The organism is Rhizobium sp. Leaf262, from assembly GCF_001422245.1.
Classification (GTDB): domain Bacteria; phylum Pseudomonadota; class Alphaproteobacteria; order Rhizobiales; family Rhizobiaceae; genus Agrobacterium.
Map to the genome: position 1 here is coordinate 1 of NZ_LMMM01000005.1, position 21,409 is coordinate 21,409.

Genomic DNA, 21,409 nt, shown 5'->3' on the forward strand with positions numbered 1-21,409 from the left:
AGCGGGCTTTGCTCGCGCAAGCGGCCCTGGCGACTGTTCGGGTTCGATGGAACGGCGGATGTACGACCGGGCTCTGCCACGGGCTTGGTGTCCCCAGGGGGTCTCGGTCTCACATCCGCCACCGCAACCGGCATTAAAACGCCAAATGACGGTGAGGGGAAGTTACAAGGGGGGCTAGCCGCACCCTCCAGCATATATCATGACCGCAATTCACGCCTCGCCAGCACCCCACCCGTCACCGGCTCCCGCACCCCCGTCGTGCCCGGATAGGTCAGCGGCAGACCTCTGAGCGACCGCACAGCCAAATACGCCCAGGCCTCGGCCTCCATCGCCCCGCCATCAAAACCCGCGGCTTCCGCTGCGATGACCTTAGCGCCCAGCTTCGACGCCTGCTCGGAAAACTCCGTCATAATAACCGGATTGAGCCGCCCACCGCCGCAAACGACATAGGTTCTGGCACCCTCCGGTAGATAGCTCGCAGACCTGAGAATGGCCGCACCGGTGAGATGCGCCAGCGTTCGCGCGCCATCTTCCAGCGAAACTTCACCTTTTGCAGGCGGCAGGAAATCGGAGCGGTCCAGAGAGCGACGGATGTTTGCGGAAAAGAACGGGCTTTCCATATAGCGCTCTATCAGCGACGGAACGACCTTGCCGCGAGCCGCTGTCGCGCCGTCCTTATCGTAAGTCTTGCCGGTATGCGCCTCGATCCACTGGTCGATCAGCATATTGCCCGGGCCGCTGTCGAAAGCCGCCAGCGTGCCACTCTTCCCGACGTAAGTCAGGTTCGAAATCCCACCGATATTGACGAAAACCGCAGGCGTTTCGAATTGCGCAGGCAGATTAGCGCCGAGTGCCGCGTGGTAGACCGGGATCAGCGGCGCGCCCTGCCCGCCATGCACCATGTCATTGGCGCGCATGTCATAGACCACACTAATGCCGGTTTCCTCGGCAAGCAAAGGCCCGTCGCCGATCTGCACCGTGAGCGCGTCATCCGGGCGATGAAGCACAGTTTGGCCGTGAAAACCGATGATGTCGATATCCTGCGCACTCAACCCGTTCCGATGCAGGAATGATTTGACCGCAGCCGCATGTGCCAGCGTCAGCTTGCGCTCGGCCTCACCTAGGTCATCGGGGCGCTCATCGCGCTGGCGGATGGACTTGGCTGTGACCAGCGCCCTTTGCCATGTGGCGCGCAGTTGCTGGTCATAGGGAAAATATCCGCTCGGGCCGTGGTGCACGACGCTTTCGCCATCCGTGCGCAGCAGGGCGATGTCGATGCCATCCATGGACGTTCCGCTCATCAGCCCTATCGCGGTTTTGACCTCGCCCATATCCGTTCTCCTGCCAGATGGAATCATCTCGTTACCGATTGCCGATATTCATGGCGCAAACGGGTGCACTTTTCAAAAAATGATGCTAAAGGCGCGGCATTCACTGGCATTTCAGTGAGCAGAAGACCCAACCAGAAAGAAAAAGGTTATGTCCAGGTTCAAGTCCGATTTCCTCCGCACGCTCGATGAGCGCGGCTTCATTCACCAGATCTCCGATGAGGCAGGTCTCGATGAACTCTTCGCCAAGGAAACCGTGACTGCCTATATCGGCTTCGATCCGACCGCGCCCAGCCTGCATGCCGGCGGTCTGATCCAGATCATGATGCTGTACTGGATGCAGAAAACCGGCCATCAGCCGATATCTTTGATGGGCGGCGGTACCGGCATGGTCGGCGATCCCTCGTTCAAGGATGAAGCACGGCAGTTGATGACGGTCGATACGATCGAAAGCAACATCGCCTCGATCAAGCGCGTCTTCTCGAACTACCTGAATTACGACGCCGCGACCGCGCCTGCGCTGATGATCAACAATGGCGACTGGCTGCGCGATATCAACTACCTCGAATTCCTGCGCGATGTCGGCCGTCACTTCTCGGTCAACCGCATGCTGTCCTTCGAAAGCGTCAAGACACGACTGGAGCGCGAGCAGTCGCTGTCCTTCCTCGAATTCAACTACATGATCCTGCAGGCCTACGACTTCGTGGAGCTGAACAAGCGCACCGGTTGCCGCCTGCAAATGGGCGGTTCGGATCAGTGGGGCAACATCATCAACGGCATCGACCTCGGCCACCGCATGGGCACGCCGCAGCTCTACGCCCTGACCTCTCCGCTTCTGACGACGTCTTCGGGTGCGAAGATGGGTAAATCCGTCAACGGTGCCGTGTGGCTGAACCCGGATATGCTGTCGGCCTATGATTTCTGGCAGTACTGGCGAAACACGGAAGACGCTGATGTGTCACGCTTCCTGAAGCTCTACACGACGTTACCGATGGACGAGATCGCGCGTCTCTCGGCGCTGGGTGGTTCGGAGATCAACGAGGTCAAGAAAATCCTCGCAACCGAAATCACCGCCATGCTGCATGGCCGCGACAATGCCGAGCAGGCTGCCGAAACCGCCCGCAAGACCTTCGAAGAAGGCGCGCTGGCCGATAACCTGCCGTCTATCGAAGTGCCGAAGGGTGAGCTTGAGGCGGGCGTCGGTCTGCTATCGCTCATTGTCCGCGCCGGTCTTGCTGCCTCCAACGGTGAAGCCCGTCGTCACGTTCAGGGCGGTGCGGTGAAGATCAACGACCAGAGCATGTCCGATGAGCGTCAGGTCATCGGCGCTGGTGAAGTCACGGCAGATGGCGTGATCAAGCTGTCGCTGGGCAAAAAGAAGCACATTCTCGTGCGGCCTGTTTGAGGTTTCAAATAAACTCTCCGTCACCCCGGCCTTGAGCCGGGGTCCAGCAGCGCCGCGTCTACGGCGCGAAAGAGTCTTTTCAGCCCAAGGACTTGGGCTGACTGGCATCAAGTGCGGGATGACGGAGGAGTAATGATCAGTTCCTCAACTTATAGCCAGTCTTGAACATCCAGCCCACTACGCCAAGACAAACCGCCAAGAACAGCGTGATCATCGCCAGGCTGAGGACAGGGTTCACGTCCGAAATCTCATAGAAACTCCAGCGGAAGCCGCTGATGAGATACAGCACCGGATTGAAGTGGCTGACCGTCTGCCAGAAGGGCGGCAGCATGTTGATGGAATAGAAGCTGCCACCGAGGAACGTCAACGGTGGGACGACCAGCATCGGGATAAGGTTGAGCTGTTCGAAATTCGAGGCCCATATGCCTATGATGAAGCCGAACAGGCTGAAGCTGATGGCCGTCAGCACGAAGAACAGGACCATCATGAAGGGGTGGGCAATCGATATATCGACGAAGAAGGATGCGGTGATGAGGATGATCGTACCGATCATCAACCCCTTCGTCGCCGCCGCCCCGACATAGCCGATAACGATCTCGCTCATCGCCACGGGGGCCGACAGGATCTCATAAATCGTGCCGGTGAATTTGGGGAAATATATGCCGAACGAGCCGTTGCTGACGCACTGCGTCAACAATGTGAGCATGATCAGGCCGGGTGTTATGAAAGCGCCATAGGAAACGCCATCCACCTCCTGAATACGCGATCCTATAGCTGTGCCGAACACGATGAAATAAAGTGATGTCGAGATGACAGGCGACACGACGCTTTGCAAAAGCGTGCGGCGCGTGCGGGCCATTTCGAAGAGATAGATGGACTTGATAGCCTCGAAGTTCATTTTTGACCTCCCACCAGCGCCACGAAAATGTCTTCGAGCGAGCTCTGGCGTGTCGAAATATCCTTGAAATGAATGCCTGCCGCCGACAGCGCCGAAAGCACGTCGGCGATCCTGCTCTGCTCTCCATTGCCCTCATATTCGTAAGTCAGACAGCTGCCGTCTTCGGAAAGAGACAGCTGGAACTGTGAGAGACTATCCGGCAAAGCCTTCACCGGCTCGGTCAACTCAAGCGAAAGCTGTTTTCGACCGAGCTTGCGCATCAGGGCCGTCTTGTCTTCCACCAATAGAAGCTCGCCGCCGTTGATGACTCCAACGCGGTCGGCAATCTCTTCGGCTTCTTCGATATAGTGGGTGGTCAGAATGATCGTGACGCCGGTGGCGCGAAGCTCTTCCACCACCTGCCACATATCGCGGCGCAGGGCGACATCGACGCCTGCCGTCGGCTCATCCAGAAACAGGATTTTCGGCTCATGCGCCAGCGCCTTGGCAATCAGCACACGCCGCTTCATGCCGCCCGACAGCTCGCGCAGCATGTTGTCCTTCTTGCTGAAGAGCGACAGCGATTTCAAAATCCGCTCGACCAGCTCCGGGTTCTTCTTCTGGCCATGCAGCCCGCGTGAGAAGGACACCGTGTTCCAGACGGTTTCGAACTGGTCGGTCGTCAGTTCCTGCGGCACAAGGCCGATCAACTCGCGGGTCTTGCGAAATTCGCTCACCACATCATGCCCGCCGACCAGCACCCTACCCTCGCCGGGGTTGACCAGTCCGCAAATGATCGAGATCAACGTGGTCTTGCCCGCGCCATTCGGCCCGAGCAGCGCGAGAATTTCGCCTTGATAAATGTCGAGGCTGACGCCTTTTAGCGCCTGGAACCCGTTGGCATAGGATTTCGTCAGGTTCTGGATGGAAACGATCGGTTTAACGGGGGAGTTCATCAGAAATCTTTCAACACAATCATGCTCGAACGCATATAGGTTTAAGATTGCTGAAAAGCCAACCCCGCAGCGAAATCATACTATGATCGGGGCATAAAACAGCCGATCATTCTCAACTGCAGTGGCGATATCCGGATTTGCGGGTCCGCAGATCGAAATGAAAGTGATTCCAGTGACTTGGATCGCTGCCAGGGCCAAGCACCGTGGAAAAGTACTTGCAACTGTCACTCCGAACCGTTTTCAGAAGTCCTTTTTCACGGAAAGCGAAGAAGCTCTTCTTGCGGACATCGATCTCCTTGCCGTTCTTTAGCGTGATGGTGCCGATGTCGATGGCGTTTCCGCGTGCATGTTCCGACCATGGATTGCTGGAGCGCGAATTCATCTTACGGCAGGAGTAACCGCCCATCGGCGTGATCCGCTCCACGCCAGAAAGATAGCGGAAGCGCGAGGATGGTACGAGTTCGAACTTCACCCATTTGGCAAAGGCGAGCGTGATCTGGCAATTGAGCTTCACGGCAGGCCGCACCGCAACGCCGCTGGCAAGACCGCTCAATTCAATGGGATAATCGATGCCACAGGTTGGACCGTCGGAAATCCGGGCGACATCCCGGAAGGAAACGCCCAGCCTGCGCAATTCCGAACGGCACGCGATTTCGGACGGCGGCATCATGCCCGGTGGCGAAGACATGCGACGTTCCAGCGTCGGGTTGTCGGGCATCAGCATCGCGACATCCTGTACCGGCTGGCGTTGCCTTTGTCCTTCGCCGGGCGGCGGGATGAGGCGGGATTGTCCCTGCGGCTGACGGCGTGGCGCAGACGACATCGGCATCTGCTGCAACTCTTCCGGCTGCCCTCCCGACACTTCCATGTCCTGCTCTTCCGCAAGGCCACGCACAGGTGCAACGCCCAGACCGTCATCCATGTTGACGCCACCCTCGCCCTCGGCCATCACGCTCTGGGATTGGGGCGCAACGCCAAGCCGCGCCTGCTGGGCATCCAGTGTGGAATATTGCTGTCCGGGTGCGGCCTGCAGCAGCGGATCACGCGATGGCGTCTGCTCGGGCATCGGCTGGGCCAATGGCGCATAATCACTGACCGGCTCCGTCGGAAAGTTTCTGGCAGCCGGCGCGCTGTAATTCTGCTGTTGAGAAGAACGAATAGAACTCACCCGCGTCGCGCCATCGACATCGACATCGGCGGGAGGCACAAGCCCCTCCGCCGAACACGACGCAATCACCGTGGAGATCGTCAGCAACGTCACAAAACGACGCGGAAGGGAAACATACGCCATACCAGAACCTGTACCTTCAGCGGCCGCAACGCGCGGCAATCGAGCTAAATCTTAAACAAATTTGGTAAACGAACCCTTTTCATCGCGACCGTGAAACTTACAGGCAAAGGTCTGGACGTTGCAAAGCCGGACAACGACCACGTTGCCCGGCTTTCGGCGTCAGGATGACGATCTCTCTGCCTGTTAAGGCAGTTGAAAGGTAAAGGTCAGCACATATTCCGTACCGGTGACCCGATCGCGGGTGCGGGTTACTTTCAGCGTGACCACATCGAACTGGTGCTGCAATCCCGCGCTCACCTTGCCGCCGGTGGTTTTCTCGTGGAAGATCGAAGTGCGGTCGTCGCCTATTTCAACCCTTCGCGTCCTCTCGGTGCCGACATATTTCTGCATGAAGGAGCCATAGAGATCGCCATTACGAACGGTGGTATCTATGCCGCTCGATGTTGCCTCGCGAAATGCGCTGGCAGAGATCGAACGGTCGAGGCTGCGGACGCTTCCACCAAGTGTGATTTTTGATAAATCTCTACCGTCATGTTCCAGCGAGAGGTTGTGCTTCGCCTCGAAGTCCGGTCGTCTGTCTGAGTGGTACCCACCAACGATGCGGTTGTCATAGGTAAAGATGTAGCGTTCACTTCGGGCATTATACTGAAAGCCGTAGGTGGAATTGCCGCTGCGAAGCTGGATGCCCGGAGCGGGCTCGCTTCCCAGAATCGGCGACACATTGCTGGCGAAGTTGAAGAGCGGCTTTGTGATTCTGTCGAACTGCGTCGGCGTCAGGGTTACGGGTTTGCCGTCACGGTCGAAGCCGCCGACAGCAAGGCAGGGGCGTTGGTCGATGACGCTCTTCAGCGCGAACATCGTGCAGCCATCGGGCGTCGTTGCTGCGATGGCGGCGTGCACGGAGTTGCGAAGGGTGTAGTTTCCGCAGCAGGAAAACGCATCATTATCTATGCTGGCGTCTTTGGTGTAACCCGTGAAGACTACGCCGCTCGCTCCATTCGACAGGCTCGCATCGCCGAAATGGGGACCGCTTTTCAGCGGAAATAACCGAAACTGGTCATCACCAGCCATCGTCTTGGCGCTCGATAGCTCAGAAAGTGGCGTTCCGGACATTCCAAATCTCCCTCTACACGTCATGTCAGACACAAAAAGACAAAACTAATGCGAGTGAAAATCGGGCAAAATTAAAGCTGCTGGATGAAATATCCTTTGAAAATTTGATAACGATACAAATCCGGACAGCACAATAAAAAAGGACGCCGCATGCCGCAGCGCCCTCTTTTTCGTCGTGTCAGTCTTTCTCAAGCTGCGCGTGAAACGCCGGAAGCCGCATTGTTGTGACCCAGCTGGAAACGAGACAAGAGCGTGTGAAGCTGACGGCTTTCCTCGGCAAGCGTCTGGCTGGCCGCCGTGGTTTCCTCGACCATCGCGGCATTTTGCTGCGTCATCTGATCCATGTGGTTGACGGAGCTGTTGATCTCCTGAAGGCCGGTTGCCTGCTCCCTTGCCGTGGTGGCAATGGTGTTGACGTGGCCATCGACCCTGTTGACCAAGGCCATGATTTCATCCAGCGCATCGCCTGTCGATCGAACAAGGGACACGCCACCATTGACCTGTTCGGCAGAACTGTTGATCAGCGTCTTGATCTCCTTCGCCGCGTTGGCAGAGCGCTGTGCCAGTTCACGCACTTCCTGCGCCACGACTGCGAAACCACGGCCCGCCTCACCTGCGCGCGCGGCTTCCACACCGGCATTGAGAGCAAGGAGGTTCGTCTGGAAGGCAATCTCATCGATGACCACGATGATCTGTCCGATTTTCTTCGAGGAGTCTTCGATACGGTTCATGGCTTCAACGGCATTACGGACGATATCGCCAGAACGCCCCGCACTTGTCTTGGTCTCGCTGACCATGCTTCGTGCCTCGTTGGCACGCTCGGAGGCGGTGCGGACGGTGGCGGTGATTTCTTCCAGCGCAGCCGCGGTTTCCTCAAGGGCAGCGGCCTGTTGCTCCGTACGACGCGAGAGGTTGCCCGTGGCTTCGCTGATGTCACCGGCACTGTCGTTGACGACATGGCTGGTATGGGAAATGGCACCGATGACGCTTTGAAGTTCACCCACCGCACTGTTGAAATCGGCGCGCAGCTTTTCGTACTCGCGACCGATATCACCCACCTGCACGGTCAGATCGCCCTGAGAAAGCCGTTCCAGTGCTCGTGCGAGTTCGTTCATGGCATGGGCCTGCTGGTCGGATGCGCTGCGCAAGGCAGCCTCGTTGCCGCGACGCGTCTCTTCAAACGCCTTTTGCTGTTCCGCTTCGCGCTGTTGCAACTGGACACGTTCGTTGACCGAATCGCGCAGGACAAGAAGCGTCTTCGCCATGGCACCGATTTCATTGCGGCGGTCGGCAAAGGCGACATCGGCATTTCCATCGCCGTCGGCAATGCGGCCCATGCTGTTCTTGAGGCTTGCAATCGGGCCTGTCACACCGCCGACGACGAAGGCCGCTGCAGCCAGGACGACGAAGGCACTGGCAGCGCAAATGCCCGCGATCCATAGTGCTTCGCCCCAGAAAGCGGCCTTGAGATCGTCCACGTAAACGCCCGTGCCGACGATCCAGCCCCACGGAGCAAAACCTGCGACGTGCGAGAATTTCTCGACAGGATCAGGAGAGCCCGGCTTCGGCCAGTAATAATCGACAAACCCCTTGCCGCCCGCTTTGACCGTGTTGACGAATTCCACGAACAGCTGCTTGCCGTTGGGGTCCTTGTTGGCAGTCAGGTCGGTTCCATTCAGCTCCGGCTTGACGGGATGCATGATCATTTTCGGACCCATGTCATTGATCCAGAAATAACCATTGCCGTTCTCGTAGCGCATGGCTGAAATTGCCGCTTTCGCCTGCTGCTGCGCGACCTCCTTCGTCAAGGTACCACTCTGCTCAAGACGATAATATTGCGAAAGAATACCGACAGCCGTCTGGGTCATCGATTCCAGTCCGGCCTTTCGTTCCCGCTCCATGCCTTGGTAACTTCCAAACAAACTGGATGTCAGGGCGCCGGCCAATATCACAAGAAAAAGCGCAACAAGCGCGTAAAGGCGCATGGAAATGGTTAGATGCTTCATTGAAACCGACACCCAAATTGTTAAAAGACATAAAGAAGATATGCGGAAAATATTTATGATGAATAAATTAGAGAAAACCTTTTTCGACCTGAAAAAATTCCATCGTTACACGATCGATAGACAGCAAAGCCGTACTTATGCTCAAAGATATTTTGTGCACCGCAGCAAAAAATATCAAAACCAATCAGCACAGTTGTATAGCTGCAGAATGATACTCCCATCAGGCTGCGTTGCATCGTGGGCGAAAGAAAGCGTTAATCATGCGGGCTTATCCTGACGGAATGGCGCCACTATTACGGAGGGTCTCATGGCCAAGCCAAGCTTCCGCTTTACCCATTACGATCTCAAGCAGCTGCGCGCAGGTGCCATCATCGAGGTGTCGCTGAATGCGGTGAACAATGTGCGGCTGATGACGTCAGGAAACTACCAGCGCTTCACCGAAATGCTGGACTTCAAATATCTGGGCGGCGTCGCCAAGAAATCTCCTCTGCGGGTGACCATTCCCGAGACGTCGCACTGGCATTTGATCGTGGATTGTGAAGGGCATCACACCCTGGCGGAATCCTCTGTCAAAATGCTGCCGCCGCGCATGGCAACGCTTGTGCGCGAAGCCTCCTGAAACAGGGCACAAGCCGCACGCCGCTATTTACCACCCCGCTCGCGGCGAAGTTTTGCCCACCAATCCAGACGTTTGCGAATATCGCGTTCGAACCCCCGGTCGGGCGGATCGTAGAACGTGGTGCGGCCCATTTTCTCCGGGAAGTAGTCCTGCCCTGAAAACGCATCCGGCTCGTCGTGGTCGTAGCGATAGCCATCGCCATATCCCTCGCCTTTCATCAACTTGGTCGGCGCGTTGAGAATATGCTTGGGCGGTAGCAGCGAGCCGTTTTCCTTGGCAGCGCGCATAGCCGATTTGAAGGCGGTGTAAACCGCATTGGATTTGGGTGCCGTCGCCAGATAGACGCACGCCTGCGCCAGCGCCAGCTCACCTTCAGGCGACCCCAGATAATCATAGGCATCCTTGGCCGCATTGCACACGACAAGCGCCTGCGGATCGGCAAGGCCGATATCCTCGACGGCCATGCGCACCAGCCGCCGCCCGAGATACAGCGGGTCTTCGCCCGCGTCGAACATGCGGGCAAGGTAATAGAGTGCCGCGTCGGGATCGGAACCGCGGACCGACTTATGCAGGGCCGAAATAAGATTGTAATGGCCGTCCTGGCCCTTGTCATAGACCGGCGCGCGACGCTGAACGATGCGTGTCAGTCCCTCCGTATCGAAGACCTCACCCTTTCGCGCGGCGCGCCAGACCTCTTCCGCCAGCGTCAGCACCGCACGGCCATCACCATCGGCCATGCGGATCAGCGAGGCACGCGCATCATCATCGAGCGGAAGGGGCTTGTCTTCCACCTGCTCGGCGCGTTTGAGCAGTTCCAGAAGGCTTTCCTCGTCATGGCTCTGGAATGTCAGAACCCGCGCCCGCGACAAAAGAGCGGCGTTCAGTTCGAAAGAAGGATTTTCGGTGGTGGCACCAACGAGGATGATGGTGCCGTCTTCCATGACAGGCAGGAAACTGTCCTGCTGGGCGCGGTTGAAGCGATGGATTTCGTCCACGAACAGCAGGGTCTGCCGTCCGTTCATACGTCGCGTGCGTGCGCTTTCGAAGACCTTCTTCAGGTCGGCGACGCCGGAAAAAATTGCCGATATCTGCTCGAAGGCAAGCCCCGCCTCGCCTGATAGCAACCGGGCAACCGTCGTCTTGCCGGTGCCGGGCGGGCCCCAGAAAATCATGGAGCCGAGCGACCCGCTTTCGATCATGCGGCGCAAAACGCCTTCTTCACCCGTCAGATGCGCTTGGCCGGTGACCTCGCCAAGCGTCGTCGGGCGCAGCCTGTCGGCCAAAGGCCGCCGGTTGGCGACCTCCGGCGGTATCTGTGGGGAAAAGAGATCGCCGCTCATCGCAGGAATTGCCGGATGCGCTGACCGTCGCGAATGATCTCCATACGCCAGAAGCCGGGGTTGTCTTCCAGCGCGTGTTCCACATCTGCGGTGGATGCCATATCCGTTCCGTTTAAGGAAACGATGATGTCCTTGGGCTGGAACCCGACACGGGCGGCGGGGGAGTTGCGTTTGACATCCGTGATGACCACGCCCGTCGTGCTGGTCGACATGCGCAACTCATCGGCAAGCTTGGGCGAAAGATTGGCGACCGTTGCGCCTGCAAACGGATTGCGGCCTTCCAGCAGGCGCTCGTCACGCGGTGCTGTTTCCGGCGCCGTATCGAGCGCGATGGTGACGGTCTTTTCCTTGCCCTTGTCGATCAGGCTGATCTTGGCCGATTTGCCGATGCCGGCTGTGGTCAGACGGTAGCCGAGCGCGTCGGGATGCTCCACCTCGATGCCGTTGACCGCCGTGACGACCTGCCCCGGTTCGATACCCGCCTTTTCAGCCGGACCGTCTTTCACGACGCTGACGACAAGTGCGCCGCGTGCACGCTTCAGGCCGAGCGCTTCGGCCACTTCCGATGTGACGGGATCGAATGTCGCGCCGACATAGGGACGCTGGAATGACGTATCGCCCTTTTCGGCAGCCGCCAGAAAGACGCGAACCAGATTGGCGGGAATGGCAAAGCCGATACCGTTGGAACCGCCGCCACGCGAGAAGATCGCCGTATTGATGCCGATCAGTTCGCCCGCCATGTTCATCAGCGCGCCACCGGAGTTGCCGGGATTGATGGAGGCATCCGTCTGGATGAAGAAGCCGAAATCACCCTGGGTGACCTGATTGCGCGCCAGTGCCGAGACGATACCGCTTGTCACCGTCTGGCCGACACCGAAGGGGTTGCCGATGGCAAGCACCAGATCGCCGACCTCGGTTGCATCGGAATTTCCGAGCGGCAAGACGGGAAACTCCTCCTTGGCATCGATCTGCAACACCGCCAGATCGAGCCGATCGTCCTTCAGCAACACCTTGGAGGAGAATTCACGCCCGTCTGCGAGCGCCACCTTGATATCGTCGGCACCATCGATGACGTGATTGTTGGTCACCACAAGTCCACTGGCCGTGGCGATGACACCGGAGCCGAGGGACGATTGTTTTTCCGTCCGGTTGGGCGACTGCTGGCCGAAGAACTGTTCGAAGAACGGATCGCCGGCAAAGGGTGAAGCGCGTCTCTGCACCAACCGTTCGGCATAAACGTTCACCACGGCCCCTGCCGTACGTTTGACCAGCGGCGCAAAGGAAAGCTGCATTTCAGCCGTGCTCGACGGCACGGATTTATTGTCCTGCGCTTGCAGCGACGCGGGCAAAAACAGCATCGTCGCAAGAAGGCCGGTGGTTAGATACTTCACCATGCTTGGCATGTGATTCCTCATCCTCATCAATATGATGGAGTTATAACGCCTGAGCCTATAAATCAAAGGGCGGCAAGATCATGACGGACTGTGCCTCAAACACGCCAATGGAACAAGTTGTCACGCTTCAGGCTTTAAACGGCTGAATAGTCCGTTTATGGAAAAGAGATACAGATGCTTTTGAAGAAACATGTTCTTGCGGCCCTGATTGTTATTGGTTCCTACTCGCACGGCTCGCCCGTCGGTGCCGCCAGCTTCGATTGCACGAAGGCCGACCTCAAGGCCGATGAAAAGACGATCTGCGAGAACCGCGCCTTAAACGATCAGGATGTGCGCATGGCCACGACATTCGACATTCTGACGCAGTTGATGGCAATGGGCGCACGCGATACGCTTCGCACCGAACAGAGCGAGTGGCTGAAGACCCGCGAAGCCTGTGCAGCCGACACCGAATGCCTGACGAAGTCCTATGACGAGCGCATGAAGAAACTCGGCGAAGCGTTCCAGAACATCAACCGACCGCTTTAAACCGTCGAAATGATTCCCGCCATCAGCCCGTGCAGTTGATCGCGATATCCTGTGCGGGCCGATGGCGCATCTTCGCGTGAGGTCATGACGACGGACAGCTTTTTCGATGGCACGATATAGAGCATCTGACCGCCATAGCCCCATGCATAGAACACCCGCTCGCCCGCCATGTCCTTGATGAACCAGCTGTAGCCATAGCCATCGCCATTGAAAACGGAGTTGGTCCGCTGGGTCCAGGATTGCTCGATCCAGCTTTGCGACACCACACGCTTACCGTCCACGGTCGTTCCGCCACGGCGATAAAGCTCTCCGAATGCCAGCAGGGACCGCGCCGTCATCGCCATCTGGTTGCCGCCGAGATAGATGCCTTGCGGGTCACGCTCCCACGAGCCGATGGAAAACCCATCGAGCGGTGCGAGCCAGTCACGCGCCAGCGCCAGCGTGGACTTGCCCGATGCCTTGGTAAGAATGGCAGACAGCAGATGCGTGGAGCCGGTAGAATACAGCATCCCGCCACCCGGCTCTCCAGCGAAGCCCGACCCGAGTGCCATACGCACCCAGTTGCGGCTGGAAACCCACCGTCCATAATTCGGACCCGACATGCGCTCCAGCCCCGACTGCATGGACAGAAGGTGGCCGATCGTGACCCGTTCCAGCCGGGGATCGGGATTGGATGGAAAGTCAGGACGCAGGACTGTCGCGATCGGTTGATCCGGCCCCTCCAATATCTTCCTGTCGATGGCGATGCCCACCAGCGCAGACACGATGGACTTCGACGCAGACTTGATATTGGTAGAGCCGTTGAGGGCCGCACCATGATAGGCGCGGCTGGCGACCTCTTTCCCATCAACACTGACGATAACCGTTTTCAGGCTATCGAGTGACCCGGCATTTTCCAGCAATGCCGTCAGTTGGCTTTGCGATTGCGCACGAGCGACCGAAACGAAAGGCAGGCTGGCGATGAGGGCAAGTGCGGTGCGTCTTTTCATGATGCGTTATTTAATAGCGAATTTAGAGCCCGCCATGTGTAGGCATCACGACTCACATAATCGTGACGAGCCAATATTCAGTCATTTAATATTCAGAAAAAGCTTCACAGAGTGCGGAAATTCTCAGTATCCGTCTAAAAAGACGAGAAATAATGAACGCTACTGAATTCATAATCTTAAAATCTTATCGACTTCAGGTTGCGCAGATGTTTAATTTATCTGTCGCATGATTCTGGGGGCGGAATGACAAGTGAACGTCATATATTTGGAAGTCTTGATACTCATACCAAACTTTCTTGCCTTCAACAGTATTTAACGGCCTACTCAATAGCACTTAGTAAAAAAGGCTTTGCGAGAGTTTATATCGATGCATTCGCTGGCACCGGTAGCCGAACGGTAACTCACGCATCGCTTCCGTTTTTTGGGGATAGCGCTGAAACCACAATTGAAGTTAACACACCCGGCTCAGCCCGGATCGCTTTAGGCGTAAGGCCGACTTTTCATTCAGTCGTGCTCATAGAGCAAGACCCTGCAAAATCATCGGCTTTGAAAAGTGTACTATCAGAATATCCACAATCGCCAGCACAAGTTAGAACTGGTGACGCTAATAAAATCGTTCAGCATATTTGTAGAAGATATGACTGGCATAACGAAAATATGCGCGGCGTAATATTTCTCGACCCATATGGGATGGAGGTTTCTTGGGATACGGTGAAAGCGATCGCCGAAACTAAAGCTTTAGACTGTTGGTATTTCTTTCCACTTTCTGGACTTTATAGAAACGCCCCCAAAGACCCGGCAAAGCTTGATCAGTCAAAGATCGACGCTCTCAATCGTGTGTTTGGCACTGAATCATGGCGAACCGAATGGTACCAGGATAACGATGTGCAGACCGATATGTTTGAAACATTCAAGACAGAATATAGATCCTTTGACGTGAATCGTATTGAGGCTTGGGTCCAAAACAGATTAAAAACGGTGTTTAAGGGCACAGTCTTAAAACCACTCCGCCTGCGTCACTCTAACGGAGCGCCCATGGCATCTTTGTTTTTTGCAGTTTCGAACCCAAACAAAAAAGCAGTGAAAGTTGCCTCTGAAATAGCAAGTTACATACTCAACGCAGGCATTTCGTCCCAAGTCCGCTGACGATATGTTCGCCCGGCAGCTTTTTTGTTTATGCCTCCCCACTGTTTAAAGAAAAACGCGGCGCCAGAAACCGCACACTGATCAAAAATTTCGTCGATCCACTGCTGGTTGATTGGTCGGGCATTAGGTCCAGACTCACCACCGACTATTGCCCAATGAATATTATTCAAGTTTCCATTAGCCACTGAGCCTATAAGCGGCTCGTAGGATACGAAACGAACGGCGGCAGGAACTTCACGTAGAAAATCCAGTCTCTCAATCACGCCGTCGTTTTCAACACTGGTGCCGAGCCAGACGTTTGGCAAAATATCAAAGCCCTGCGAACGTAAAACTGCAGCCATTCGGTCTGGTCGTTTCGTCAATATTTGGTAATTATGATGATTAGCCTCTTTCATGACTAACCACACCCTATGAATAAACTCTACAGGGACATCATTGTGAAAAAGGTCAGACATAGAGTTTACGAAAATCTTCCGAGGCTTTCTCCATCCCAAAGGAATTGAAAGCGATTTCTCGTCCAGCACAATGTTACCGGTCCACTTTGCTCTACCGCCCGTTTTCCTAGTAAGACCTTCGTATTTCTGGAGACCCATAGCCTCCAAACGAGCTGCCATCCTCATTGCATAGCAGTTTGTGCATCCGGCGCTTACTACTGAGCAGCCCGCCACGGGATTCCAAGTTGAGTCAGTCCACTCAATGGAAGTTTCTGCCATTTTTAAACCCGCCATAACCAGATACGATAAGGAACTAGCAGTATCCTATACCGAAAAACGCCTTAAAAGGAATATAATCTCATTTGAATTAAATGCGATGCATTTTCGTCGAGCGCAGCAAAAAAACTTAAACCACTTAAATTAATAAAATTCTTACGAATAAATCACGCCAATCCTCCTTGGCGTGATTTATCCAGTAAGACTACCCCTAACTTAACCTACTCCGGCAAAATCCGGACAGCACCCTTATCCGCGCTGGACGCAAACGCCGCGTAGGCCTTCAGCGCCGTCGTCACGTTGCGCTTGCGCTGTTCCACCGGCTTCCAGCCAAGCTGGTCCTGCTCGGCCCTGCGCGCCGCCAGTTCGGAGTCTGCGACCTTGAGGTTGATGGTGCGGTTGGGAATATCGATCTCGATGAGATCGCCCTGACGCACCAGCCCGATGGCACCGCCTTGGGCCGCTTCCGGGGACGCGTGACCGATGGAGAGGCCAGACGTACCGCCGGAAAAGCGTCCGTCGGTGATGAGTGCACAAGCCTTGCCCAGACCCTTGGATTTCAGATAGCTGGTCGGGTAGAGCATTTCCTGCATGCCCGGACCGCCCTTGGGGCCTTCGTAACGGATGACGACGACGTCACCCGCCTTCACTTCGTTGGACAGAATGCCCTTCACTGCGGCATCCTGACTTTCATAGACCACGGCGGTACCGTTGAATTTCAGAATGGATTCATCAACGCCAGCCGTCTTCACGATGCAGCCGTCCAGCGCGATGTTACCGTACAGCACGGCCAGACCGCCATCCTTGGAGAACGGATTTTCAACGGAGCGGATGACGCCGGTGTTGGAATCGGTGTCGAGTTCGTCCCAGCGCGAAGACTGGCTGAAAGCCACCTGTGTCGGCACGCCACCCGGCGCAGCCTTGAAGAAATTCCGCACGGTTTCGCTGTTGGTGCGGGTAATATCCCAACGGTCGATGGCGTCGCCCAGCGTTGCCTCGTGAACCGTATAGCAATCGGTATTGATGAGACCGCCACGTTCCAGTTCGCCCAGAATACGCATGATGCCACCTGCGCGGTGCACGTCTTCCATATGCACGTCCTGCTTGGCAGGCGCGACCTTGGAAAGGCATGGCACCCGGCGCGACATGCGGTCGATGTCTTCCATGGTGAAATCGACATTACCCTCATGGGCAGCCGCCAGAATATGCAACACCGTGTTGGTGGAACCGCCCATGGCAATATCCAGCGCAATGGCATTTTCAAAGGCAGCCTTGGTGGCGATAGAGCGCGGCAGGATCGTGTCGTCATCCTGCTCGTAATAGCGGCGCGCCAGATCCACGATCAGATGGCCAGCCTCGACGAACAGGCGCTTGCGATCGGAATGGGTGGCAAGCGTCGAGCCGTTGCCGGGCAGCGACAGGCCAAGCGCTTCCGTCAAACAGTTCATGGAATTGGCGGTGAACATGCCCGAGCAGGAACCGCATGTCGGACAGGCGGCACGCTCGATGGTGTTGACTTCCTCATCGGTCATCTTGTCATCGGCAGCGGCGACCATGGCATCGACCAGATCGAGCGCAACGGTCTTGCCGTGCAGCACGGCCTTGCCCGCTTCCATCGGTCCACCGGAGACGAAAACGGCGGGAATGTTGAGGCGCATGGCCGCGTTCAACATGCCGGGCGTGATCTTGTCGCAGTTGGAGATGCAAACCATCGCATCCGCGCAATGGGCATTGACCATATATTCGACGCTATCGGCGATGATTTCGCGCGATGGCAACGAATAGAGCATGCCGTCATGCCCCATGGCGATGCCGTCATCGACAGCAATGGTGTTGAATTCCTTGGCAACACCGCCAGCTGCTTCAATTTCGCGCGCAACCAGCTGGCCGAGATCCTTCAGGTGAACGTGGCCCGGCACGAACTGCGTGAACGAATTGACGACCGCAATGATCGGCTTGCCGAAATCGCCGTCCTTCATGCCGGTCGCGCGCCAAAGGCCACGCGCACCGGCCATGTTCCGGCCATGGGTTGTCGTTCTGGAGCGATAAACTGGCATATGCTTATTCCTCGATTGTCTTCAGGCGTAGGCGGATTTTGCCCTCCCGCGCCCTCTTCGCGTTGTGAAGCGTTCTACTCCAAAGCAGAAAGCCTGTCACTGTCACCTTGCCGTAAAACAGTACGGTTCGGTACGGTACGGAAATCCGCTTTTGCGGCGTCGCGCTACTCCGCGGCCTCCCGCAGATCGGTGAGTGCATTCTTGTAGTCCGGCGTGAGATAACTCAGGAAGCCTTCGTGGTCGGGGCATTGCGACAAGCGTTCCTGAAACGCATCAACAAGCCACTTTGCCGCTGGCCCACACGGCGTATCGGCCTTGCGCAGCGCATAAAGCGGGTATTCCCCGCCTTCATATGCGTCAAGCTGCAGAGCCTTCAGCACGCCGTTCATCAGGTCGTTGCGCACCACGGAAGCTGGCAGACCGCCCCATCCAAGGCCACCCCTGATCAACTGGTATTTGGTGGCGATATCGCTGACGCGCCATTTCTTGTAAGAAAGGACATTGAAATCCCGGCCTTTGGTCAGGCCGGACGCATCGGTCACTACAAGCTGGACCTCTTCGCGCACATCGGCAAGGGTCAACGGGCGATCGATAAGCACGAGAGGGTGATCTGATGCCGCAACTGGCACCATAAAGGAATGGCCGACCTTGTCGATCACCAGCCCATCATCCTGGTGGAACATGGCTCCGCCGATACCGATTCCCGCCTTGCGGTTCAGCACCATGTCCATGACCATGCCAAGCTCTCCCACATTAAGGTTGAGGGTGACCGTCGGGAACTGCTCGCGAAATTCGCGAAGCACCTCCACGACCGCTTCAGCCGGGACCATGGTGCTGATGGCCAGCGAAAGCTCGGCTTCCAAACCCTGTTTCAGCCCCTTGGCGCGCGCTCGCAGGTCCTGTAGACCCGCAACGATGCGGCGCGCATGCTCCAGCATGGCCGTGCCTTCGTTCGTCAGTTTCGGCTGACGCACGCCGCTGCGCTCGAACAGGGTCACTTCAAGCTGAGCTTCGAGATTGGCGATGGAGTAGCTGACGACAGACTGCGCCCGGTTCAGCGCCCGTGACGCCGCCGAAAAACTGCCCGTCTCAGCAACTGCCAAAAAAACCTGTAATTGATCAAGTGTAGGGTTGGCTTCCATGGTCCATCCAATTTATCGATAGGTTGCTTCCATATTATCACAGTTTTCTAGATGAGAACATTCCACGATATAGACTACAGCAATCGGATCGTCCCAAATCCGTCTGACCACAGATCACAAACAGGATATTCCAAATGTCGAAAATTCTTCTCGTAACATCCAGCCCACGCGCTGACGAATCCATCTCCACGAAGTACGCGACAGATCTGGCGCAGAAGCTTGCAGCTCAGACGAACGGCGCCATCACGCATCTCGACCTCGGCAAGGACCCGATCCCGCATCTCGACCCTGTGTCGACAGCTGCAATTCGCAAGGCTCCTGCCGATCGCGACGCGCAAGAAGCCAAGGCTGCGGATTATTCCGACAAGCGCGTTGCAGAACTGATGGAAGCCGACACCATCGTCATCGGCACAGGCCTCATCAACTTCAACATCTACTCCAGCCTCAAGTCCTGGATCGACAATATCGCCCGCGCTGGCTTGACCTTCAAGTACACGGAAGCTGGACCGGTTGGTCTTGCCACGGGCAAGAAGGTCTACATCGTTCTGGCATCTGCAGGCGTTTATTCCGAAGGCCCGGCTGCTCCAATGGAACATGCCGTTCCATACCTCAAGACTGTTCTGGGCTTCATGGGACTGACGGACGTCGAAGTAGTGCGCATCGAAGGCTTCGCATTTGGTCCGGAAGCTGCTGAAAAGGCTTTCGCGAACGCCAATGCCAAGGTCGAAGAACTGGCCAAGGCTGCCTGATTGAAAAAAGCGGCGTTTCGCAACGCCGCTCTCATCTCTCTCCTAACGGCTGCGAGTCTCTCGCGGCCGTTATTTTTTGTCTGAAAACAGAGAAGGCCCATTCTGGTCTATGATGAGTTGCGCCTTGCGCACCGTGCATTCGACTGCATCGTCGAGGCTCGTAAAGACGTCGGCCCGCACGAATTCATGCGTGAATGTTTCCTCGCCCACCGTCTTTTCGATCCGACCCGCCAGCCGGTACTGCCCGCCCTCTTTCAGTGGCGTCGCGTAGATCGTGCAATCCTTATAGGCGTGCGCCTCAGATGTTTCCGCCTGTTTGGGTGCATCGGACGGCGAGGATGAGCCAAAGGCCGAAAGGATTTTCGAGAAGAACGAAGCCATGATGTACCTTCCTTTTGAGTATCGGCGGGCGGTATTCCCGCCCTGCCCGGTCGTCACTGCAATCAGATAATGAGATTGGCGAGGATTTCGTTTTCTGTGATGTCCTCATAACCCAATCCCGCCTCTTCGAAGCGCTGGAACAGGCCGTTGAAGTTTTCGCGATCCGTCGTTTCGATACCAATCAGGATCGAGCCGAAGTTGCGGGCAGACTTTTTGAGATATTCGAAACGGGCGACATCATCGTCCGGCCCGAGAAGATTGAGGAAATCTCGCAGCGCGCCGGGCCGCTGTGGCAGGCGCAGAATGAAGTATTTCTTCACGCCCGTGTACCGCATGGCGCGTTCCTTGACATCAGGCAGGCGTTCGAAATCGAAGTTGCCACCGGAAACGACGCAGATCACGCGCTTGCCTTCCAGCCTTTCCCGACCGATCAGCTCCAATGCCGCGATGGACAGCGCGCCCGCAGGCTCCAGCACCACGCCTTCCAGATTGAGCATGTCGATGATCGTGACGCAGATCGCGTTTTCAGGGATCAGTTGCACCTGCTCGGATGGAAAATGCTGCAGCGCTTCGAAGTTCAGATCGCCGATGCGTGCCACCGCCGCACCATCCACGAAATTATCGACCTTGTTGAGCGTCACGGCCTTGCCGGCCTCAAGGCTCTTCTTCAGGCTCGGCGCACCCTCGGGCTCGCAGAAAATGAAATTGCTGCTCGCGACCTTACCCGCAAAAAAGCCCGTGAGCCCTGCGGAAAGCCCGCCACCGCCAACCGGCATGACCAGCAGATCGGGTGCTTTGGAATCCGGCAACTGATCGACAATTTCGGCAGCAACCGTCGCCTGCCCCTCAATGATGTCCTTGTGGTCGAAGGGCGGCACCATATAGGCGTCATTTTCTTCGACATAGGCGCGGGCAGCCGCATAGCACTGATCGAAGATATCGCCGATCAGCCTGATCTTGATGAATTCACCACCGAAGATGCGGGTCTTGTCGATCTTCTGCTGCGGCGTCGTTACCGGCATGAAGACCACGCCATGCACACCGAAATGACGGCACGCGAACGCAAAGCCCTGTGCGTGGTTGCCGGCGGATGCGCAAACGAAAACCTTGTCCTTGCCCGTAGTTGCCACGGCCTTGCGGAGAAAATTGAAGGCACCTCTAATCTTGTAGGAACGAACAGGCGTGAGGTCTTCACGCTTCAGCCAAATCTCGGCTCCGTACCGACGGCTGAGATGTTCATTCAACTGCAACGGCGTTTCGGGAAACAATTCCCGAACTTCCCGCCGTGCGGCCTCTACAAGCAGTTTGTCCACGATTTTCAATCCATTGAATTTCACGATGGCACCCGCTATGCCATAGGAAAACGCCTGACACAAAG

General features: G+C 56.6%; 19 protein-coding genes. 5 read left to right on the forward strand and 14 right to left on the reverse strand.

What is annotated here, in order from left to right:
- Positions 1–197 precede the first annotated feature (197 nt).
- Positions 198–1,331, reverse strand: a complete 1,134-nt coding sequence (locus ASF29_RS07075) for an anhydro-N-acetylmuramic acid kinase (protein WP_062449955.1) — start codon at positions 1,329–1,331, stop codon at positions 198–200.
- A gap of 148 nt (positions 1,332–1,479) precedes the next feature.
- Here ASF29_RS07075 and tyrS point away from each other — a divergent pair, with 148 nt between their 5' ends.
- Positions 1,480–2,733 carry a tyrosine--tRNA ligase gene (gene tyrS / locus ASF29_RS07080; protein ID WP_062449956.1) on the forward strand — a complete coding sequence of 418 codons (1,254 nt, stop codon included), beginning with the start codon at positions 1,480–1,482 and terminating at the stop codon, positions 2,731–2,733.
- Positions 2,734–2,869: 136 nt separating this feature from the next.
- Here the strand turns inward: tyrS and ASF29_RS07085 are convergent, their stop codons facing one another.
- The 5 genes from ASF29_RS07085 to ASF29_RS07105 form a co-directional block, all read right to left on the reverse strand.
- Positions 2,870–3,631: an ABC transporter permease gene (locus tag ASF29_RS07085; RefSeq protein ID WP_062449957.1), complete on the reverse strand. Its 762-nt coding sequence runs from the start codon at positions 3,629–3,631 to the stop codon at positions 2,870–2,872.
- Complete coding sequence (locus ASF29_RS07090; protein WP_062449958.1) at positions 3,628–4,566, reverse strand: ABC transporter ATP-binding protein; 939 nt, start codon at positions 4,564–4,566, stop codon at positions 3,628–3,630. Before ASF29_RS07090 ends, ASF29_RS07085 begins: the two co-directional genes overlap by 4 nt.
- Before the next feature lie 112 nt (positions 4,567–4,678).
- A complete protein-coding gene (locus tag ASF29_RS07095) occupies positions 4,679–5,857 on the reverse strand; it encodes an extensin family protein (RefSeq protein WP_062449959.1) in 1,179 nt (392 codons plus the stop codon).
- A gap of 183 nt (positions 5,858–6,040) precedes the next feature.
- Complete coding sequence (locus ASF29_RS07100) at positions 6,041–6,970, reverse strand: hypothetical protein (RefSeq protein ID WP_062449960.1); 930 nt, start codon at positions 6,968–6,970, stop codon at positions 6,041–6,043.
- A 188-nt stretch (positions 6,971–7,158) separates the two neighbouring features.
- The gene (locus ASF29_RS07105; RefSeq protein ID WP_062449961.1) at positions 7,159–8,976 is read right to left on the reverse strand and encodes a methyl-accepting chemotaxis protein; all 1,818 of its coding nucleotides are present in this window, start codon (positions 8,974–8,976) and stop codon (positions 7,159–7,161) included.
- 307 nt (positions 8,977–9,283) lie between these two features.
- Between ASF29_RS07105 and ASF29_RS07110 the strand changes: the two genes are divergently transcribed.
- A complete protein-coding gene (locus ASF29_RS07110) occupies positions 9,284–9,595 on the forward strand; it encodes a DUF1883 domain-containing protein (protein WP_062449962.1) in 312 nt (103 codons plus the stop codon).
- 23 nt (positions 9,596–9,618) lie between these two features.
- Here the strand turns inward: ASF29_RS07110 and ASF29_RS07115 are convergent, their stop codons facing one another.
- Entirely contained in the window at positions 9,619–10,935 is a 1,317-nt protein-coding gene (locus ASF29_RS07115) for a replication-associated recombination protein A (protein WP_062449963.1), read from the reverse strand.
- Positions 10,932–12,338, reverse strand: coding sequence for a DegQ family serine endoprotease (locus tag ASF29_RS07120; RefSeq protein ID WP_062449964.1), 1,407 nt, complete (start codon positions 12,336–12,338; stop codon positions 10,932–10,934). Before ASF29_RS07120 ends, ASF29_RS07115 begins: the two co-directional genes overlap by 4 nt.
- Positions 12,339–12,503: 165 nt before the next feature.
- Between ASF29_RS07120 and ASF29_RS07125 the strand changes: the two genes are divergently transcribed.
- The gene (locus ASF29_RS07125) at positions 12,504–12,857 is read left to right on the forward strand and encodes a lysozyme inhibitor LprI family protein (RefSeq protein ID WP_062449965.1); all 354 of its coding nucleotides are present in this window, start codon (positions 12,504–12,506) and stop codon (positions 12,855–12,857) included.
- On the opposite strand, the gene ASF29_RS07130 is transcribed toward ASF29_RS07125, so the two are convergent.
- Positions 12,854–13,846, reverse strand: coding sequence for a serine hydrolase (locus ASF29_RS07130; RefSeq protein WP_062449966.1), 993 nt, complete (start codon positions 13,844–13,846; stop codon positions 12,854–12,856). The two genes, ASF29_RS07125 and ASF29_RS07130, sit on opposite strands and share 4 nt — an antisense overlap.
- Positions 13,847–14,089: 243 nt before the next feature.
- Between ASF29_RS07130 and ASF29_RS07135 the strand changes: the two genes are divergently transcribed.
- The gene (locus ASF29_RS07135) at positions 14,090–14,992 is read left to right on the forward strand and encodes a three-Cys-motif partner protein TcmP (protein WP_062449967.1); all 903 of its coding nucleotides are present in this window, start codon (positions 14,090–14,092) and stop codon (positions 14,990–14,992) included.
- Here the strand turns inward: ASF29_RS07135 and ASF29_RS07140 are convergent.
- The 3 genes from ASF29_RS07140 to ASF29_RS07150 all read right to left on the reverse strand — a co-directional run bounded on the left by ASF29_RS07140 (position 14,953) and on the right by ASF29_RS07150 (position 18,901).
- Positions 14,953–15,705: a DUF5131 family protein gene (locus ASF29_RS07140; RefSeq protein ID WP_062450156.1), complete on the reverse strand. Its 753-nt coding sequence runs from the start codon at positions 15,703–15,705 to the stop codon at positions 14,953–14,955. The two genes, ASF29_RS07135 and ASF29_RS07140, sit on opposite strands and share 40 nt — an antisense overlap.
- A 218-nt stretch (positions 15,706–15,923) precedes the next feature.
- A complete protein-coding gene (gene ilvD / locus ASF29_RS07145; RefSeq protein WP_062449968.1) occupies positions 15,924–17,759 on the reverse strand; it encodes a dihydroxy-acid dehydratase in 1,836 nt (611 codons plus the stop codon).
- A gap of 164 nt (positions 17,760–17,923) precedes the next feature.
- Entirely contained in the window at positions 17,924–18,901 is a 978-nt protein-coding gene (locus ASF29_RS07150) for a LysR family transcriptional regulator (RefSeq protein ID WP_062449969.1), read from the reverse strand.
- Positions 18,902–19,035: 134 nt separating this feature from the next.
- Between ASF29_RS07150 and ASF29_RS07155 the strand changes: the two genes are divergently transcribed.
- Positions 19,036–19,650 carry an FMN-dependent NADH-azoreductase gene (locus ASF29_RS07155; protein WP_062449970.1) on the forward strand — a complete coding sequence of 205 codons (615 nt, stop codon included), beginning with the start codon at positions 19,036–19,038 and terminating at the stop codon, positions 19,648–19,650.
- A 69-nt stretch (positions 19,651–19,719) separates the two neighbouring features.
- On the opposite strand, the gene ASF29_RS07160 is transcribed toward ASF29_RS07155, so the two are convergent.
- Positions 19,720–20,031, reverse strand: coding sequence for an HlyU family transcriptional regulator (locus ASF29_RS07160; RefSeq protein WP_062449971.1), 312 nt, complete (start codon positions 20,029–20,031; stop codon positions 19,720–19,722).
- A gap of 62 nt (positions 20,032–20,093) precedes the next feature.
- Positions 20,094–21,368 (reverse strand): threonine ammonia-lyase, encoded by a 1,275-nt coding sequence (ilvA, locus tag ASF29_RS07165; RefSeq protein WP_062450157.1) that lies wholly within the window; start codon positions 21,366–21,368, stop codon positions 20,094–20,096.
- Positions 21,369–21,409: the final 41 nt, after the last annotated feature.

Excerpts from the sequence above, each read along its gene's own strand:
- ASF29_RS07075 (WP_062449955.1), bottom strand. The coding sequence starts at position 1,331 with ATGGGCGAGGTCAAAACCGCGATAGGGCTGATGAGCGGAACGTCCATG.
- tyrS (WP_062449956.1), top strand. The coding sequence starts at position 1,480 with ATGTCCAGGTTCAAGTCCGATTTCCTCCGCACGCTCGATGAGCGCGGC.
- ASF29_RS07085 (WP_062449957.1), bottom strand. The coding sequence starts at position 3,631 with ATGAACTTCGAGGCTATCAAGTCCATCTATCTCTTCGAAATGGCCCGC.
- ASF29_RS07090 (WP_062449958.1), bottom strand. The coding sequence starts at position 4,566 with ATGAACTCCCCCGTTAAACCGATCGTTTCCATCCAGAACCTGACGAAA.
- ASF29_RS07095 (WP_062449959.1), bottom strand. The coding sequence starts at position 5,857 with ATGGCGTATGTTTCCCTTCCGCGTCGTTTTGTGACGTTGCTGACGATC.
- ASF29_RS07100 (WP_062449960.1), bottom strand. The coding sequence starts at position 6,970 with ATGTCCGGAACGCCACTTTCTGAGCTATCGAGCGCCAAGACGATGGCT.
- ASF29_RS07105 (WP_062449961.1), bottom strand. The coding sequence starts at position 8,976 with ATGAAGCATCTAACCATTTCCATGCGCCTTTACGCGCTTGTTGCGCTT.
- ASF29_RS07110 (WP_062449962.1), top strand. The coding sequence starts at position 9,284 with ATGGCCAAGCCAAGCTTCCGCTTTACCCATTACGATCTCAAGCAGCTG.
- ASF29_RS07115 (WP_062449963.1), bottom strand. The coding sequence starts at position 10,935 with ATGAGCGGCGATCTCTTTTCCCCACAGATACCGCCGGAGGTCGCCAAC.
- ASF29_RS07120 (WP_062449964.1), bottom strand. The coding sequence starts at position 12,338 with ATGCCAAGCATGGTGAAGTATCTAACCACCGGCCTTCTTGCGACGATG.
- ASF29_RS07125 (WP_062449965.1), top strand. The coding sequence starts at position 12,504 with ATGCTTTTGAAGAAACATGTTCTTGCGGCCCTGATTGTTATTGGTTCC.
- ASF29_RS07130 (WP_062449966.1), bottom strand. The coding sequence starts at position 13,846 with ATGAAAAGACGCACCGCACTTGCCCTCATCGCCAGCCTGCCTTTCGTT.
- ASF29_RS07135 (WP_062449967.1), top strand. The coding sequence starts at position 14,090 with ATGACAAGTGAACGTCATATATTTGGAAGTCTTGATACTCATACCAAA.
- ASF29_RS07140 (WP_062450156.1), bottom strand. The coding sequence starts at position 15,705 with ATGGCAGAAACTTCCATTGAGTGGACTGACTCAACTTGGAATCCCGTG.
- ilvD (WP_062449968.1), bottom strand. The coding sequence starts at position 17,759 with ATGCCAGTTTATCGCTCCAGAACGACAACCCATGGCCGGAACATGGCC.
- ASF29_RS07150 (WP_062449969.1), bottom strand. The coding sequence starts at position 18,901 with ATGGAAGCCAACCCTACACTTGATCAATTACAGGTTTTTTTGGCAGTT.
- ASF29_RS07155 (WP_062449970.1), top strand. The coding sequence starts at position 19,036 with ATGTCGAAAATTCTTCTCGTAACATCCAGCCCACGCGCTGACGAATCC.
- ASF29_RS07160 (WP_062449971.1), bottom strand. The coding sequence starts at position 20,031 with ATGGCTTCGTTCTTCTCGAAAATCCTTTCGGCCTTTGGCTCATCCTCG.